The sequence below is a fragment of the Microbacterium kunmingense genome (assembly GCF_023155745.1).
Classification (GTDB): Bacteria; Actinomycetota; Actinomycetes; order Actinomycetales; family Microbacteriaceae; genus Microbacterium; species Microbacterium kunmingense.
This window is the reverse complement of the sequence record NZ_JAKNUS010000001.1, coordinates 247,672-262,962: the sequence shown is the minus strand read 5'-3', so window position 1 is coordinate 262,962 and position 15,291 is coordinate 247,672. Positions and strand designations below refer to the sequence as shown.

General features: G+C 70.9%; 13 protein-coding genes. 9 read left to right on the top strand and 4 right to left on the bottom strand.

The genetic code is table 11. The annotated features are described in order from the left end of the window. Nucleotides 1–11 precede the first annotated feature (11 nt). The 4 genes from MA875_RS01390 to MA875_RS01375 form a co-directional block, all read right to left on the bottom strand. Nucleotides 12–1,481 carry an ABC transporter permease gene (locus MA875_RS01390; protein WP_248239797.1) on the bottom strand — a complete coding sequence of 490 codons (1,470 nt, stop codon included), beginning with the start codon at nt 1,479–1,481 and terminating at the stop codon, nt 12–14. Then, the gene (locus MA875_RS01385; RefSeq protein ID WP_248239796.1) at nt 1,478–2,263 is read right to left on the bottom strand and encodes an ABC transporter ATP-binding protein; all 786 of its coding nucleotides are present in this window, start codon (nt 2,261–2,263) and stop codon (nt 1,478–1,480) included. The genes MA875_RS01390 and MA875_RS01385 overlap by 4 nt, the downstream gene beginning before the upstream one ends. 415 nt (nt 2,264–2,678) lie before the next feature. Then, nucleotides 2,679–3,317, bottom strand: a complete 639-nt coding sequence (locus MA875_RS01380; RefSeq protein ID WP_248239794.1) for a response regulator transcription factor — start codon at nt 3,315–3,317, stop codon at nt 2,679–2,681. Between the two features lie 163 nt (nt 3,318–3,480). Next, entirely contained in the window at nt 3,481–4,659 is a 1,179-nt protein-coding gene (locus tag MA875_RS01375; protein WP_248239791.1) for a histidine kinase, read from the bottom strand. 247 nt (nt 4,660–4,906) lie between these two features. Between MA875_RS01375 and MA875_RS01370 the strand changes: the two genes are divergently transcribed. The 9 genes from MA875_RS01370 to MA875_RS01330 all read left to right on the top strand — a co-directional run bounded on the left by MA875_RS01370 (nt 4,907) and on the right by MA875_RS01330 (nt 15,266). Continuing rightward, nucleotides 4,907–5,755 carry a nitrilase-related carbon-nitrogen hydrolase gene (locus MA875_RS01370; RefSeq protein ID WP_248239790.1) on the top strand — a complete coding sequence of 283 codons (849 nt, stop codon included), beginning with the start codon at nt 4,907–4,909 and terminating at the stop codon, nt 5,753–5,755. Nucleotides 5,756–5,963: 208 nt separating this feature from the next. Beyond that, on the top strand, nt 5,964–7,397 hold the full coding sequence (gene hydA, locus MA875_RS01365; RefSeq protein ID WP_248239788.1) for a dihydropyrimidinase: 1,434 nt from the start codon (nt 5,964–5,966) through the stop codon (nt 7,395–7,397). Between the two features lie 8 nt (nt 7,398–7,405). Further along, a complete protein-coding gene (locus MA875_RS01360; protein WP_248240111.1) occupies nt 7,406–8,422 on the top strand; it encodes a TIGR03842 family LLM class F420-dependent oxidoreductase in 1,017 nt (338 codons plus the stop codon). 7 nt (nt 8,423–8,429) lie between these two features. Continuing rightward, nucleotides 8,430–9,389, top strand: coding sequence for an ABC transporter permease (locus MA875_RS01355; RefSeq protein ID WP_248239786.1), 960 nt, complete (start codon nt 8,430–8,432; stop codon nt 9,387–9,389). Continuing rightward, entirely contained in the window at nt 9,386–10,225 is an 840-nt protein-coding gene (locus MA875_RS01350) for an ABC transporter ATP-binding protein (RefSeq protein WP_248239784.1), read from the top strand. The genes MA875_RS01355 and MA875_RS01350 overlap by 4 nt, the downstream gene beginning before the upstream one ends. Next, a complete protein-coding gene (locus MA875_RS01345) occupies nt 10,222–11,001 on the top strand; it encodes an ABC transporter permease (RefSeq protein ID WP_248239782.1) in 780 nt (259 codons plus the stop codon). The genes MA875_RS01350 and MA875_RS01345 overlap by 4 nt, the downstream gene beginning before the upstream one ends. A gap of 97 nt (nt 11,002–11,098) precedes the next feature. After that, nucleotides 11,099–12,262 carry an ABC transporter substrate-binding protein gene (locus MA875_RS01340; protein WP_248239781.1) on the top strand — a complete coding sequence of 388 codons (1,164 nt, stop codon included), beginning with the start codon at nt 11,099–11,101 and terminating at the stop codon, nt 12,260–12,262. An 81-nt stretch (nt 12,263–12,343) separates the two neighbouring features. Next, nucleotides 12,344–13,681 carry an aspartate aminotransferase family protein gene (locus MA875_RS01335; RefSeq protein WP_248239779.1) on the top strand — a complete coding sequence of 446 codons (1,338 nt, stop codon included), beginning with the start codon at nt 12,344–12,346 and terminating at the stop codon, nt 13,679–13,681. A 52-nt stretch (nt 13,682–13,733) separates the two neighbouring features. After that, nucleotides 13,734–15,266, top strand: coding sequence for a CoA-acylating methylmalonate-semialdehyde dehydrogenase (locus MA875_RS01330; RefSeq protein ID WP_248239777.1), 1,533 nt, complete (start codon nt 13,734–13,736; stop codon nt 15,264–15,266). Nucleotides 15,267–15,291 lie beyond the last annotated feature (25 nt).

Below are 15,291 nucleotides of genomic sequence, written 5' to 3'. Positions count from 1 at the left end.
CGGCGCCCGCGTCACTCCGCGAGCGCCTCCACCGGCGCGACCCGGGTTGCCAGGCGCGTGGGGGTCACGGCGGCGATGAGGGTGAGCGCCGCGGTCGCCGCGACCACGATCAGCACCGGCAGGAACGGCACGGCCGGCCACACGAGGGTCGGCCCCGCCGGCAGGCTCGGGTCGCCCGGCACCGATCCGAGGAGCGACTGGGCCCCCGCCCATCCGTACGCCACCCCCAGCACGAGCCCGGTGGCGAGCGCGGCGATGGTGAGGTGCGCGGCCTCCAGCAGCACGACCCGCCGCACCTGCGGGGCGGTCAGGCCCAGCGCGCGGAGGAGCCCGAGCTCGCGACGGCGCTGCACGACACCGAGGGTCAGCAGGTTCACCAGGCCCACCGCGGCGATGACCGCAGAGATCGCCACGAGCACCATCATCACCGCGGCGAAGGTGTCGAGCACCGTCGCCATCTCGCTCGGCAGCTCTCCCCCCGCCGACGCGGTGAGCACCGCCTTGGTCGACTCGATGGCCACGGCGAACATCGTCACGAGCGTCACGCCCATCACGACGCCGATCGCCATGCGACTCGACCGCTCGGGGTAGCGGAGTGCATTCTCGGCAGCCAGCCGCGCGGTCGCCGACCCCCCGAAGAGGCGGCCGATCAGCCGCAGAACGGGCGGCATGAGGAGGGTCGCGCCGAGCGCGATCCCGGTGAAGGAGAGGATGCCCCCGAGGAAGGCGACCGCGACACCCAGCGGTGAGACGAGACCGAGCACGATTCCCGCGGCGAGGAGCGCCCCGCCGGCCGCGAACAGCGCAACGGAGGTGATGTTGCGTCCGGTTCGGCGGGTGACCTCGTCGCGGGTCGCCTCGACGGCACTCCCGAGCGCCTGCATGGGGGTGACGGTCAGGACGCGCCGAGACCCGGCCCACGCGGCGACCCAGGTCGTGAGCGCCACGATCACGGCGGGCACGAGAAGTTCCGGCGTGACCACCCCATAGGAGACATCCTCGATCCCCAGCAGTTCCGTGCCGACGGCCACACCCACGGCGGCGACTACGGTGCCGACGATGAGCCCCGCGAGGGCGCCGATGACGCCCACGGCCAGTCCCTGCCGGGCCACCTCCTGGCGCTGCGCGCGTGCCGACGCGCCGATGAGGCGCAGCAGGGCGATCTGCCGGGTGCGTCCGGCGATGACCGTGGCGAAGGTGTTCGCGGTGACGATGCCCGCGACGTAGACGGCGACACCGACGAGGATGACGGTGAGGAAGCTGAGCACGAATGCCAGCGTCCCGCTGTCGCCGATGTAGGGGTCGGCGCGGAGGATCGCCGCGAGGTAGCCGGTGACCGACACGAGGATCACACCGAACGCGCTCGAGATCGCCGCGACGAGGATGCTCGCGCCCATGCCGCGCTCGCGCAGGAATGCCCCTCGCGGGGCGGCGGTCCGCGGCATCCGGTCTGTTCTCTCTGCGAGGGCGAGCGCGCTCATGCCGTCACCTGCGCGGATGCGGAGCCCGACAGTTCGCCGGCGAGGAGGAACGCGGCGATCTCCTCTGCGCTCTGTCGCGGCTTGTCCGCCGCGATGCGGCCGTCGCCGAGCACGATGACGCGGTCGGCGTGGCTCGCCGCGACCGGGTCGTGGGTGACCATCGCGATCGACTGACCGTGCTCGCGGCTGGCGTCGGCGAGGAGGCGGAGCACCTCCCGGCCGCTCCGGGAGTCGAGGTTGCCGGTCGGCTCGTCGGCGAACACCACGTCGGGGGCGGTGGCCAGGGCGCGTGCGATCGCGACGCGCTGCTGCTGGCCGCCCGAGAGCTGGTGCGGGCGGTGTCCGAGGCGCGAGGTGAGGCCGAGCGTGTCGACGAGCCGGTCGATGCGGGCGCGTTCGAGGGCGGACGGGCGCCGTCCGTCGAGGTCGAAGGGCAGGAGGATGTTGCCGAGCGCGTCGAGGGTCGGCACCAGGTTGAACGCCTGGAACACGAACCCGACTCGGCGGCGGCGAAGGATGGTGAGCTCGAGGTCGGTGAGCCCGGTGATCTCGGTGTCGCCGAGCCACGCGCGGCCCGACGTGGGGGCGTCGAGCCCCGCCATGACGTGCATGAGCGTGGACTTGCCCGAGCCCGACGGTCCCATGATCGCGGTGAACTCGCCGCGACGGATGCCGATCGTCACGCCGTCGAGCGCGCGCACGGCGCTGTCGCCCGTGCCGTAGGTCTTGGTCAGCTGCTGCACCCGGGCGGCCAGGCCCAGGTCGGTGGAGGAGATGTGCATGCCTTCGACGCTAGGAATCGACGGGGTGCTCGCGCGTCGGCCCCGGGGCCGATCCGTGTACATCGGAAGGATGACGCGGGGCCGCGTCGCCACCTCTCACGGCCCCCATCAAGGTGGCACAAATGGCCAGGCCGAACGCCCCACAGCGACCACCTCCGCCACCTCGATCCCACCCCTACATCGAGGTGGCACAAATGGTCGGGGAGAACGCCCCACAGCGACCACCTCCGCCACCTCGATCCCACCCCTACATCGAGGTGGCACAAATGGTCGGGGAGAACGCCCCACAGCGACCACTTCCGCCACCCGGATCGGACCCCCGACATCAAGGTGGCACAAATGGCCGGGGAGAACGCCCCACAGCGACCACCTCCGCCACTTCGATCCCACCCCGCGACCGCGGACGGCCGTTCGCTCAGGCGAGGCCGTGCTCGAAGGCGAAGACCACCAGCTGCACGCGATCGCGCAGGGCGAGCTTGGTCAGGATGCGGCTGATGTGCGTCTTCACCGTCGCCTCGGAGAGGTACTCCCGCGCGGCGATCTCGGCGTTCGAGAGACCTCGCGCGGCGAGGGCGAAGATCTCCCGCTCGCGCTCGGTGAGCTCGCCGTAGGCCGGCGGCACGGGCCGCGGCGCGGCCTCGGCGAATCGGGCGAACAGATCTCGCGTCGCCGACGCCGCGATCACCGCCGACCCCGCGTGGACGGTGCGGATCGCGGCCAGGAGGAACTCGGGATCGGCGTCCTTCAGCAGGAATCCGCTCGCGCCCCCGCGGATCGCCCGCGCCGCCGCCTCGTCGAGGTCGAACGTCGTCAGCATGACAACGCGCGGCGGGTCGGGGTCGCCCAGCAACTCGGCGGTGGCGGCGAGGCCGTCCATCACCGGCATCCGGATATCCATCAGCACCACGTCGGGTCGCGCCGCGCGCACGACGGCCAGCGCCTCGCGCCCGTCGGCGGCTTCGCCGACCACCTCGAGGTCGGGCTGAGAGTCGACGACCATTCGGATCCCCGCCCGGAAGAGCGCCTGATCGTCGACGAGCACGACGCGGATCATCGCTCTCCCCCCTTGATGCGGACGCAACAGCGGGTCGCCGCGGCGACACGCCGCCCACCGACAACGCGGCCCGGCGTGTCGCCCGGAAGACCCGCGGTTGCGCCCGGCGGCGGCGCGAACGCAGCCGTTGCGCCCGGCCGCCGAGTGCGCAGCCGCACCCGGGTCATGCGCGCCCCTCCACGGGGATCGACGCCCGCACCACGAACGACCCCGACTCCTCCGCCGCGGCGAAGTCGCCGCCGGCGAGCTGCGCGCGCTCCCGCATGCCGATCACCCCGTGCCCCGTGCGGGTCGACGCCGACGACCCAGCCGCGACGGGGTTGCGCACGGTGAGATCGACGCGGTCCGCCCACCAGGACAGGTGCACATCGACCGGGCCGCCCGCCTCCCCGTGACGGAGGGCGTTCGTCAGCGCCTCCTGCAGGATGCGATAGACGGCGATCTGGACGGATGCCGGCGGCTCGCCCGGCGGGGCGGGATCGATGTCGACGCGCAGGTCGACGCCGGCGGCGCGCACCTGCGCCCACAGCTCCTCGAGGTCGGCGAGGCCCGGCTGCGGCCCATCGCCCTGGCTGTGCCGCAGCTGGGTGAGAAGCAGACGCACGTCGGCGAGCGCCGCCCGCGCGGTGGACGCGATCGTCTGGAGCGCGGCGGTCGCCGCCTGCGGGTCGGCCGCGGCCGCGTACCGCGCGCCGTCGGCCTGCGCGACGACGACCGCGAGCGAGTGCGCCACGACGTCGTGCATGTCGCGCGCGATCCGCGCGCGCTCGAACTCCGACCGCGCCTCCTCCTCGGCCCGCTCTTGGGCCAGCCGGTTCTCCCGCGCGCGGCGCGCGGTGCGCACGAGCGCCCCGCAGGTCCAGGCGAGCATCAGCGCGAAGGTCGCTCCTCCGAGCACGATCACCGCGATGGGCAGCACCGACAGGTCGAGCGGACCCGAGTACAGCGGACCCAGGTACAGGTAGAGGGTGATCACGACGGCGCCCGTCACTGCCGAGACGAGCCCCGCCCAGAACACCCGGACGCTCCCGTAGGCGGCAGCGGCGTAGAGCACGCCGAAGATCGCGACGTCGACCAGGCTCGGCCCGCGCAGCAGGCTCATCTGCAGAACAGCGCCCGCCCACGCCAGCGCCAGCGCCACCCCCGGCGAGAACCGGCGGAACCCCAGCGCCACGCTGAACAGCAGCACGTAACCGACGACCCCGAGCACGGTCAGCGTCCCGGTGGGTGGCCCGAGCACCCCGACACCCGCGTTCAGCTCGAAGACGACAGCGACGAAGAAGAAGCCGGCCGCCAGCGCGATGTCGGTCGCGGTCTGGAGGGGACGAAGCGGTCGGAACACCGTTTCACGCTAGAGGAGCGGATGCCGCGTGGCATCCGCCCTCCGATGTATCTCCGCGACGCGGACACCCCCCCCTTGTGGGCGTGCGGCCCGAGGCTTTACTGTCCGGACACAGGCCGAAACCGGCGGGAAACGTCCGGGAAGAAGGATCAGTCCACGGGGTGAGTACTCACCGGACGGTCCCGACACCGGTCCCCGTCGGCGTCAGCACGAAGAAGTACTGGACGACACGGATGGAGATGCGTAGATGACGACGGTGCGCGCAGCGATCACACAGACCACCTGGACCGGCGACAAGGAGTCGATGCTCGACAAGCACGAGGGCTTCGCTCGGGATGCCGCCGCACAGGGCGCACAGGTGGTGTGCTTCCAGGAGCTGTTCTACGGGCCCTACTTCGGGATCACGCAGGACAAGAAGTACTACCGCTTCGCCGAGGCCGCCGACGGCCCGATCGTGCAGCGCTTCGCCGCGGTGGCCAAGGAGCTCGGCACCGTGATGGTCCTCCCGATCTACGAGGAGGCGGAGACCGGCGTGTACTACAACACCGCGGTGCTGGTCGATGCCGACGGCACCATCCTCGGGAAGTACCGCAAGCACCACCTCCCCCACCTCGACCGGTTCTGGGAGAAGTTCTACTTCCGTCCGGGAAACCTCGGCTACCCCGTCTTCGACAGCGCTGTCGGCCGGATCGGCATGTACATCTGCTACGACCGGCACTTCCCGGAGGGGTGGCGCGAACTCGGCCTGAACGACGCGCACATGGTGTTCAACCCCAATGCCACCAAGCCCGGCCTGTCGAACCGGCTCTGGGAGGTCGAGGGGCCTGCGGCCGCGGTCGCCAACGGCTACTTCGTGCTGCAGCCCAACCGCGTGGGACGCGAGGACAACGAGTACGGCGACCTCGCCGTGGACTTCTACGGCACCAGCCAGGTCATCGACCCGCGGGGGAACTTCGTCGGCGAGCGCGGCTCGGGCACCGAGGAGGAGATCCTCGTGCGCGACCTCGACATGGAGATGGTGCGCGAGATGCGCGACGACTGGCAGTTCTATCGCGACCGCCGCCCCGACTCCTACACGAAGATCGCCCGCCCCTGATCCGCGACGACATGGACGGCACTCAAGCGCATCCGAGCGGAGCGATCCGGCGGTCGCCGACGCTGGCATCGGGTCTGGCGGGAGCGGTGGCCGGAGGCCGCCGCGGGGGCATGCGTCGGCGACCGCCGGATCGTGCAGCGGCCGCCGCAAGCCGGATCGCACGTCGGCGCCGCCTGCGCCGCGCAGCAACAACCAAGGAGATCACTTCATGACCACCACACTCATCACCGGAGGCACCGTCGTCTCCGCGACCGGCCGCGGCGAGGCCGACGTGCTCATCGACGGCGAGACCATCGTCGCGGTGCTCGCGCCCGGTTCGCAGCTGCTGGGCACCGACCTGGCGGCATCCGTCGACACCGTCGTCGACGCGACCGGCAAGTATGTGATCCCCGGCGGCATCGACGCCCACACGCACATGGAGCTGCCCTTCGGCGGCACCGCCGCCTCGGACACCTTCGAGACCGGCACGCGTGCAGCGGCCTGGGGCGGGACGACGAGCATCATCGACTTCGCCGTGCAGCGCTACGGCGAGCGGGTCGAAGACGGCCTCGCCGCCTGGCACGAGAAAGCCGCCGGCAACTGCGCGATCGACTACGGCTTCCATCAGATCATCGGCGGCGTCGACGACGACTCGCTGCGGGCGATGGACTCGCTCATCGACGAGGGCGTCACGAGCTTCAAGCTCTTCATGGCCTACCCCGGGGTGTTCTACTCCGACGACGCGCAGATCCTCCGGGCGATGCAGAAGTCGGCCGACACGGGCCTGCTGACGATGATGCACGCCGAGAACGGCCCCGCGATCGACGTGCTCGCCGCCCAGCTGGCTGAGGCGGGCAAGAAGGCGCCGTACTACCACGGCATCGCCCGCGCCTGGCAGATGGAGGAGGAAGCCACCCACCGCGCGATCATGCTGGCGAACCTCACCGGCGCGCCGCTGTACGTCGTGCACGTGAGCGCCAAGCAGGCCGTGGATCAGCTGGCCTGGGCGCGCGACCAGGGCTGGAACGTGTTCGGCGAGACCTGTCCGCAGTACCTCTACCTGTCCCTCGAGGAGCAGCTCGGGGCGTTCAGCGAGGAGTGGGGCCAGTTCGAAGGGGCGAAGTGGGTGTGCTCGACGCCGCTGCGCAGCCGCGGCGAGGGGCACCAGCACCACATGTGGCAGGCCCTGCGCACCAACGACATCCAGATGGTCTCGACCGACCACTGCCCGTTCTGCATGAAGGGGCAGAAGGAGCTGGGAAAGGATGACTTCCGCGCGATCCCCAACGGGATCGGCTCCGTCGAGCACCGCATGGATCTGATGTACCAGGGTGTCGTCACCGGCAAGATCTCGCTTGAGCGCTGGGTGGAGCTGACCTCCACGACCCCGGCGCGGATGTTCGGGCTCTACGGCAAGAAGGGGGTGATCCAGCCCGGCGCCGACGGCGACGTCGTGGTGTACGACCCCCACGGGCACACCACGATCTCGGCGGCCAGCCACCACATGAACATGGACCACTCGGCGTGGGAGGGCTTCGAAGTCGACGGGCACGTGGACACCGTCATCTCGCGCGGCAGGATCATCGTCGACGGCGGCACCTACCACGGCAGCAAGGGCGACGGGCAGTACCTGCGTCGCGGCCTGAGCCAGTACCTCGTATGAGTGCGGCCATGGACTTCGGCGTCGTCCTGCAGACCAACCCGCCCGCGGCGCGCACCGTGCAGCTGGCCAAGCTCGCCGAGGCGCACGGGTTCAGCCACGTGTGGACCTTCGACTCGCACCTGCTGTGGCAGGAGCCGTACGTGATCCACTCGGCGATCCTCGCCGAGACCAAACGGGTCATCGTCGGTCCGTTCGTGACGAACCCGGCGACCCGAGACTGGACGGTCACCGCCTCGGTGTTCGCGACCCTCAACGAGATGTACGGCAACCGCACGATCTGCGGCATCGGCCGCGGCGACTCGGCGGTGCGGGTGACGAACGGCAAGCCGACGACGCTGAAGGAGCTGCGGGAGTCCATCCACGTCATCCGGGAGCTCGGCAACTCCCGCCCCGTGGAGTACAACGGCGCGACCCTTCAGTTCCCGTGGAGCCGCGGTTCCGAGCTGGAGGTGTGGGTCGCCGCCTACGGCCCGCTCGCGCTGAAGCTCACCGGCGAGGTCGGCGACGGCTTCATCCTGCAGCTGGCCGACGTCGACATCGCCGCGTGGATGATCACGACCGTGCGGAACGCCGCGGAGGCCGCCGGCCGCGACCCCGACAGCATCGCGTTCTGCGTGGCAGCGCCGATGTACATCGGCACCGACCGCGCCCACATGATCGAGCAGTGCCGGTGGTTCGGGGGCATGGTCGGCAACCACGTCGCCGACATCGTCGCCAAGTACGGCCAGCACGGTGCCGTGCCCGACGCGTTGACCGACTACATCGCGGGGCGCACCGGGTACGACTACAACACCCACGGCAAGGCCGACAACGATCACGTCGACTTCGTGCCCGACGAGATCGTCGAGCGGTTCTGCATCCTCGGCACCGCCGAGGAGCACATCGCCAAGCTCGAGCAGCTGCGCGCCCTCGGGGTCACGCAGTTCGCGGGCTACCTGCAGCACGACAACAAGGAGGAGACCCTCCGCGTGTACGGCGAGACGGTGATCCCGGCCCTTCAGGCGCACGTGGCGGCCAAGAAGTGAGGGCCGGATGACACGAGCGGATGCTGCTCCCGACGTCGTCACCGCCGCCGCCCGGTCCACGTCGGTGACCGCCACGCGCCCCGCGGGGCGTGGCGGCCGGCGCCGGGGTGCGGCGTGGCTGTGGGGTGTGGTGGGCGTCGCCGCGGTCATCCTGCTCTGGGAGGGGTACAAGCTCCTCGCCCCCGAGGACGGGGTCATCGTCGCCGACGTGCGGATCCTTCCGCGCACCACCGACCTCGCGATGCCCCACGTCTGGGACATGGTCGTGCGCCTGGCAGAACCGGTCACCCGGCAGGACGGCTCGCCTCCGCTCTGGGCGGCGGTGGCGCTCGCCGCGCTCACCACGCTCGGGATCGCCGCGGCCGGATGGCTCGTGGGCCTCGTCGTCGGCATGGCGCTCGCCCTGGTGATGCAGCGCTGGCGTCTGGCGGAGTGGGGACTCCTCCCCTGGATCATCCTCAGTCAGACCGTCCCGCTGATCGCCTTCGCGCCGATCGTCCGCAGCTGGGGGTCGCGCATCGAGATCGCCGGCGCCCAGTGGCAGGACTGGATGTCGGTGGCGGTCATCGCCTCGTACCTGGCCTTCTTCCCCATCGCGGTCGGGGCCCTCCGGGGCCTGCAGTCCCCCGAGCGCCTTCATGCCGAGCTCTTCCACACCTACTCCGCGGGGTACTGGCAGACACTCTGGCGCCTTCGGCTCCCCGCCGCCGTCCCCTACCTCCTCCCGGCCCTGCGCCTGGGCGCCGCCAACGCCGTCGTCGGCGCGGTGGTGGCCGAGGTGTCCACCGGCCTCCAGGGCGGGATCGGGCGCCTTCTCATCCAGTTCGCCGGGCAGGCATCGGGCGACCCCGCCAAGGCCTGGGGCCCGATCTTCGGCGCGGTCGCCCTCGGACTCATCGCCGCCGGGTCGATCGCGCTCCTCGGCGTCATCCTGAAGAACTACCGACGAGGCGAGGTCACCGCATGAGCGCCCCCACCCCCACCACCGAAGCACCGACCACGACCGCCGCGGTCTCGGTGACCGACGTGACGAAGACGTTCGCGACGGCGGCGGGCGAGGTGCAGGCGCTCACCGCCGTCGACCTCACCGTCGCCCCGGGCGAGTTCGTGTCGCTCATCGGTCCGTCGGGGTGCGGCAAGTCGACGCTGCTGCGGCTCATCGCCGACCTCGACATCGCCTCGTCGGGGCGGATCGAGGTGTTCGGCAAAGATCCGTCCCGCGCGCGCCGCGACCAGGACTACGGCATCGCGTTCCAGCAGGCCGGGCTCCTCCCCTGGCGCACCGTGGCGGCGAACATCGCCCTTCCCCTCGAGATCCACGGCGTCGGGGCCGCGGAGCGACGCTCGCGCGTCACCGAGCTCACCGAGATGGTCGGCCTCACCGACTTCGCCGACCGGTACCCCGATCAGCTGTCGGGAGGGATGCAGCAGCGCGTCGCGATCGCCCGAGCCCTCGCCGAGCAGCCGCGGCTGCTGCTGATGGACGAGCCGTTCGGCGCGCTCGACGAGATGACCCGCGAGCGCATGCAGACAGAACTCGCCCGCATCGCGACCGAGACGGGGGCGGCGGTCGTCTTCGTGACCCACTCCATCCCCGAAGCGGTCTTCCTCTCCGACCGGGTGGTCGTGATGTCGCCGCGCCCGGGCCGCATCACCGCGGTGGTCGACGTCAGCTTCGGGGCCACCCGACGTGACGAGGCCCTCCGCGAGGCATCCGTCTTCTTCGACAGCGTCACCGCGGTGCGCGCCGCACTCCACGGCGAGACCGACGGCGAGCGCGCCGCGACCCGGGAGATGCGATGACGACCGCGACCGCTGAGCGCCTCCGGATCATCGCCCCGATCGTCGTCGGGTTGGTCTTCCTCAGCGTCTGGCAGCTGCTGGTGGGAGTCGTGGGTGTCTCGGACTACCTCCTTCCGAGCCCCGCGGCCATCGCGGAGGAGTTCGTCGCCTTCGCCCCCGCGATCGCCGACGCGACGCTCGTGACCGGCACGAACGCCCTCATCGGCCTGGTGGTCGGCACGATCCTCGCGGTGGTGCTCGCGGCCCTCGCCGCCCGATGGCAGGCGGTCGACGGCATGTCGGCGCCGATCGTCGCCGCCCTCGCCGTCGTGCCGATCGTGGCGCTGGCCCCGGTGCTGAACTCGATGTTCGGGGCCGACAGCCAGTTCGGGCGGCAGGCGATCGCGGCGCTGGCCTCGTTCGTGCCCGTCTTCGTCAACACCCTGCGAGGCCTCCGCCAGACCCGGCCGGTGCACCGCGACCTCATGCGCAGCTACGCGGCGAGCTCCGCGCAGGCCTTCCGCGTGGTGACGCTGCCGACGGCGGCGCCGTTCCTTCTCACCGGCATCCGGATCGCCAGCTCGCTCGCGGTCATCTCCGCGCTCGTCGCCGAATACTTCGGCGGACCCCGCGGGGGCCTGGGGAGCTTCATCTCCACCTCCGCCGCCACGAGCGCCTACGCCCGCGCGTGGGCCTACGTCGCCGCGGCGATCGCGCTCGGCCTGCTGTTCTTCCTCGCCACCGCGGCTCTGGAGCGCCTGGTCCTGCGCCGCCTGGCTCCGAGAGGTGGGCGATGATGCCCGCCTCCGACAGCGTCCCCGCACCCGGCGGGGCCGGCACCGCACCATCCCATCGCACGACGTGATCCCGCGAGGGATTCGAAGGGAAACCACCATGAGACACAGCACACGCCGCATCCTCGCGGCCGGAGCCGCCGCGCTGACCGCGGCGCTCGTCCTCTCCGCCTGCTCTTCGGGCGGCTCCGATGCGGGCGGGGGTGACGCTTCGGGCGGCGGGTCCGACGGCGAACTGACCCCGGTGAAGCTCCAGCTGCAGTGGCTGCCGCAGGCGCAGTTCGCCGGCTACTTCGCCGCCGCCGACCAGGGCTTCTTCGAAGAGGAGGGCCTGGATGTCGAGATCATCCCCTCCGGCGGCGACATCGTGCCGCAGGACGCCCTCGCCGCCGGCGACGTCGACTTCGCCATCGCGTGGGTGCCGAAGGTGCTCGGCTCGATCGAGGCGGGCGCGAACCTCACCAACATCGCGCAGATCTTCCAGCGCTCGGGCACCCTTCAGGTCTCGTGGGCCGACGCGGGCATCGAGTCGGTCGCCGACTTCGAGGGCAAGCGCATCGGCTCGTGGGGCTTCGGCAACGAGTGGGAGATCTTCGCGGCGATGGCCGCCGAGGGCCTGGACTCCACCACGGTCGAGATCATCACGCAGGACTTCAACATGAACGCCTTCCTGCAGGGCGACATCGACGCGGCCCAGGCGATGACCTACAACGAGTACGCGCAGCTGCTCGAGACCGTCGACCCCGACACCGGTGAGCTGTACCAGCCCGAGGACTTCTCGGTCATCAGCTATCAGGACACCGTCGGCGCCATGCTGCAGGACGCCATCTGGGCCGACACCGAGCGTCTCGAATCCGACGAGGCGTACGCCGAGACGGCCGTGGCCTTCCTCAAGGCCGTCATCAAGGGGTGGGCGTTCGCGCGCGACAACCCCGAGGAGGCGGCAGACATCACCCTCGCGTCGGGGTCGGGCTGGGGCCCGAGCCACGAGCTGTGGATGATGAACGAGACCAACAAGCTGATCTGGCCCGCCGCCGACGGCATCGGCATCATCGACGAGGCCGCCTGGACCCAGACCGTCGAGGGTGCCCTCGCCGCGGTCAACGAGACCGGCGCGCGCCTCATCACCGAAGAGCCGCCGGCGACGGCGTACTCGAACGAGTACATCCAGCAGGCGCTCGACGAGCTCGAGGCCGACGGCGTCGATGTGTTCGGCGAGTCGTTCGAGCCCATCGAGGTCGAGCTGCAGGAGGGCGGCAACTAGCCCTCTCCCCAACCGCCCCCTCATCCGCGAGACTTGCCTGTGCGGCCTCGCGGATGAGGGGCCTGCTGCGAAGGAGCAACCATGACCACCGACATCCAGACCGATCTCGACGCCCGGGCCAAGGAGCTCGACCGCGCGCACGTCTTCCACTCGTGGTCGGCGCAGGCGGGCCTGGACCTTCCCGTCATCGCCGGCGGGTCGGGGACGACGGTGTGGGACCACGCCGGGAATCGGATGCTGGACTTCTCGAGCCAGCTCGTGAACGTCAACATCGGTCACCAGCATCCCGCCGTGGTCGCCGCCATCCAGGAGCAGGCCGCGCGACTGGCGACGATCGGGCCCGCGACGGCCAACCTGCAGCGCGGCGAGGCCGCCGCCCGCATCGTCGCTCGCGCCCCCGAGGGCATGAACCGGGTGTTCTTCACCAACGGCGGGGCGGATGCGATCGAGAACGCCATCCGGATGGCGCGCCTCCACGCCGCCGCCAAGGGCGAGGTGGGGCGCGAGAAGGTGCTGTCGACCTACCGCTCGTACCACGGCAACACCGGGGCGGCGATCGTCGCGACCGGTGACTGGCGCCGCATCCCGAACGAGTACGCCCGCGGGCACGTGCACTTCTTCGGCCCGTATCTGTATCGCTCGGAGTTCTGGGCGACCACGCCCGAGGAGGAGAGCGCACGGGCGCTCCACCACCTCGAACGGGTCATCCAGGCCGAGGGCCCGGCGAGCATCGCCACTCTTCTGCTGGAGTCGGTGCCCGGCACCGCCGGGGTGCTGCTCCCCCCGCCGGGGTACCTCGCGGGTGTCCGCGCGCTCGCCGACCGTTACGGCATCCTCCTGATCCTCGACGAGGTGATGGCGGGCTTCGGTCGCACCGGGCGCTGGTTCGCGTTCGACGGCTACGACGTGGTGCCCGACCTCATCACCTTCGCCAAGGGCGTCAACTCCGGCTATGTGCCGGTGGGCGGGGTGATCATCTCCGACGAGATCGCCGCCACGTTCGACGAGCGCGTCTTCCCGGGCGGCCTCACCTACAGCGGGCACCCTCTCGCCGCGGCATCCATCATCGCGGCGCTCGATGCGATGGAGTCCGAGGGCATCGTCGACAACGCCCGCCGTATGGGTGCGGAGGCGATCGGCCCAGGGCTGGTCGCTCTGGCGGAGAAGCACGAGGTCATCGGGGAGGTGCGGGGCGAGGGCGTCTTCTGGGCCCTGGAGCTGGTCACCGACCGCGAAACGCGTGAACCGCTGCCGGCAGCCGCCGTCGGCGCGCTGAAGAAAGACCTCATGGCGCGGGGCCTGCTGCCCTTCACCGCCGACAACCGCATCCACGTCGTGCCGCCGTGCGTCGTCACCGCCGATGAGGTCGCCGAGGCGCTGGACATCTACGACGCCGCCCTCGCGACCGTTCGACTCTGACGACAGACTGGAACCACGTGTCCCTCACGAGGGGACCCACCGGAAGGAAGACATGACCGACACCACGACCCTGGAGCAGACGACGCCGTCCGCGACCGCGATCCTCGATCACTGGGTGGGAGGAGCCCCCTGGGCGGGAGCGGGCGACCGCACCGGCCCGGTGTACAACCCCGCCCTGGGGACGGTGCAGAAGGAGGTGCGCTTCGCCACCACCGATGACGTCGACCACGTTGTCGGTGTCGCCTCGGCCGCCGCAGCGGAGTGGAAGAACGCCAGCATCGCCAAACGCCAGCAGGTGATGTTCGCGTTCCGCGAGCTGGTGAATCAGCGCAAGGACGAGCTCGCCGCGATCCTCACCTCGGAGCACGGCAAGGTGATCTCCGACGCCCACGGCGAGATCGCGCGAGGCCTCGAGGTCGTGGAGTTCGCGTGCGGCCTGGGGCACCTGACCAAGGGCGCGTACTCCGAGAACGTCTCCACCGGCATCGACGTCTACACCCTGCGCCAGCCGCTCGGCGTGGTCGGGATCATCAGCCCGTTCAACTTCCCCGCGATGGTGCCGATGTGGTTCTTCGCGATCGCCCTCGCTGCGGGAAACGCCGTGGTGCTCAAGCCCAGCGAGAAGGACCCGACCGCGGCGAACTGGATGGCCGAGCGTCTGACCGAGGCGGGCCTTCCCGACGGCGTGCTCAACGTCGTCCACGGTGACAAGGTGGCCGTGGACGCCCTGCTCGAGCACCCCGAGGTGCGCGCGATCTCGTTCGTCGGCTCGACTCCCATCGCCCGCTACGTCTACGAGACCGGAACCCGGCACGGCAAGCGCGTGCAGGCGCTCGGCGGGGCGAAGAACCACATGCTGGTCCTCCCCGACGCCGACCTCGACCTCGCCGCCGACGCGGCGGTGAACGCCGGCTTCGGGTCGGCGGGCGAGCGGTGCATGGCGATCTCGGTCGTCCTCGCCGTCGACGCGGTCGCCGACGCACTGGTGGAGAAGATCTCGGCGCGCATGGCGACGCTGCGGACCGGCGACGGCACGCGCGGCTGCGACATGGGCCCGGTGATCACCGCCGCGCACCGCGACAAGGTCTCGTCGTACGTCGATGTGGCCGCCGGTGATGGCGCGGACGTCGTCGTCGACGGACGCGGCATCGAGGTCGACGGCGACCCGAACGGGTTCTGGGTCGGACCGACCCTCATCGACCGTGTGCCGACCACCTCGGCGGCGTACCGCGACGAGATCTTCGGCCCGGTGCTCTCGGTCGTCCGGGTGGACGGGTACGAGGAGGGGCTGGAGCTGATCAACTCCGGCGCCTTCGGCAACGGCACCGCGATCTTCACCAACGACGGCGGTGCCGCTCGTCGCTTCCAGCACGAGGTGCAGGTCGGGATGATCGGTGTCAACGTGCCGATCCCGGTGCCTGTGGCCTACCACTCGTTCGGCGGGTGGAAGGCGTCGCTCTTCGGCGACGCGAAGGCGTACGGGCCGCACGGGTTCGACTTCTTCACGCAGGAGAAGGCGGTGACGAGCCGCTGGCTCGACCCGTCGCACGGCGGCATCAACCTGGGCTTCCCGCAGCACAGCTGACGCGCCTCGTTCTCCACTCTCCACC

Bases quoted from the DNA above. Each gene is read 5' to 3' on its own strand.
- MA875_RS01370 (WP_248239790.1), top strand. From the start codon at position 4,907: ATGACGACGGTGCGCGCAGCGATCACACAGACCACCTGGACCGGCGAC.
- MA875_RS01350 (WP_248239784.1), top strand. From the start codon at position 9,386: ATGAGCGCCCCCACCCCCACCACCGAAGCACCGACCACGACCGCCGCG.
- MA875_RS01335 (WP_248239779.1), top strand. From the start codon at position 12,344: ATGACCACCGACATCCAGACCGATCTCGACGCCCGGGCCAAGGAGCTC.
- MA875_RS01390 (WP_248239797.1), bottom strand. From the start codon at position 1,481: ATGAGCGCGCTCGCCCTCGCAGAGAGAACAGACCGGATGCCGCGGACC.
- MA875_RS01385 (WP_248239796.1), bottom strand. From the start codon at position 2,263: ATGCACATCTCCTCCACCGACCTGGGCCTGGCCGCCCGGGTGCAGCAG.
- hydA (WP_248239788.1), top strand. From the start codon at position 5,964: ATGACCACCACACTCATCACCGGAGGCACCGTCGTCTCCGCGACCGGC.
- MA875_RS01345 (WP_248239782.1), top strand. From the start codon at position 10,222: ATGACGACCGCGACCGCTGAGCGCCTCCGGATCATCGCCCCGATCGTC.
- MA875_RS01330 (WP_248239777.1), top strand. From the start codon at position 13,734: ATGACCGACACCACGACCCTGGAGCAGACGACGCCGTCCGCGACCGCG.
- MA875_RS01380 (WP_248239794.1), bottom strand. From the start codon at position 3,317: ATGATCCGCGTCGTGCTCGTCGACGATCAGGCGCTCTTCCGGGCGGGG.
- MA875_RS01355 (WP_248239786.1), top strand. From the start codon at position 8,430: ATGACACGAGCGGATGCTGCTCCCGACGTCGTCACCGCCGCCGCCCGG.
- MA875_RS01340 (WP_248239781.1), top strand. From the start codon at position 11,099: ATGAGACACAGCACACGCCGCATCCTCGCGGCCGGAGCCGCCGCGCTG.
- MA875_RS01360 (WP_248240111.1), top strand. From the start codon at position 7,406: ATGGACTTCGGCGTCGTCCTGCAGACCAACCCGCCCGCGGCGCGCACC.